At 58.6% G+C, this 970-nt stretch carries 1 protein-coding gene; it reads right to left on the minus strand.

What is annotated here, in order from left to right; translation table 11 throughout:
* Positions 1-970, minus strand: a 970-nt coding sequence (locus ENGE1_RS29550; protein ID WP_409372182.1) for an Ig-like domain-containing protein, incomplete at both ends; no start/stop codon positions are given.

Genomic DNA, 970 nt, shown 5'->3' on the forward strand with positions numbered 1-970 from the left:
GCTGGCGTTGCCCGCCGCGTCGGTCGCCGCGGCGGTAAGGTCGCTGTAGGTGCCGTCGGCAAGCGCCGGCAGCGTGATACTCCAGCTGCCGTCCTCGCCCGCCACGGCGTGGCCCAGCTCGTTAGCGCCGTCATAGACGGTCACCGTACTGCCCGGCTCCGCCCTGCCGCTCACGGTCGGCGTATTGTCGTTCAGGCTGCCGCCGGCATTCACCGCCGCACCGGTCTCGTCGCTGGTGACCTGCAGATCGCTGACCGTCGCCGGAGCCTCAGTGTCAATAGTAAACGGGGGAACGCTTATGCGAGCACTTTCGTTTCCTGATGCATCCGTTGCTGTAACTGTAAGATTTGTGTAGGTATTGTCCTCAAGTGGTGACGTGGGGGTAAACGACCAATTCCCTTGCTCATCTGCCTGCACAACGCCAATGACGCTTTCATCATTGTAAATAGTCACCTTCGCGTTGACTTCGGTCGCTCCTGATATTGTTGGCGTTCCGTCGTTAGTCGATCCATTAGGGAGCAAAGGGTGTCCATTTGCCGTAATCCCGGCAACTGTAATCTCAGGCGCCGTAGTGTCACTATCGGAGTCGGAGTCGGAGTCGCTGTCCGAGTCCGAATCACTGTCAGAGTCCGAGTCGCTGTCAGAGTCCGAATCGCTGTCAGAGTCGGAGTCACTGTCAGAATCGGAGTCACTGTCGGAATCCGAATCGCTGTCAGAGTCTGAGTCGCTGTCAGAGTCTGAGTCGCTGTCAGAGTCCGAGTCGCTGTCGGAGTCTGAATCGCTGTCGGAGTCAGAGTCGCTGTCAGAGTCCGAATCACTGTCGGAATCAGAGTCGCTGTCCGAGTCCGAGTCACTGTCGGAATCCGAGTCGCTGTCAGAGTCCGAATCGCTGTCGGAATCCGAATCGCTGTCAGAGTCCGAATCACTGTCCGAATCCGAGTCGCTGTCGGAGTCCGAATCGCTGTCGGAA

Origin of the sequence: Pluralibacter gergoviae ATCC 33028 = NBRC 105706 (assembly GCF_001598855.1) — a bacterium.
In the GTDB taxonomy this organism is placed as follows: Bacteria; Pseudomonadota; Gammaproteobacteria; order Enterobacterales; family Enterobacteriaceae; genus Pluralibacter; species Pluralibacter gergoviae.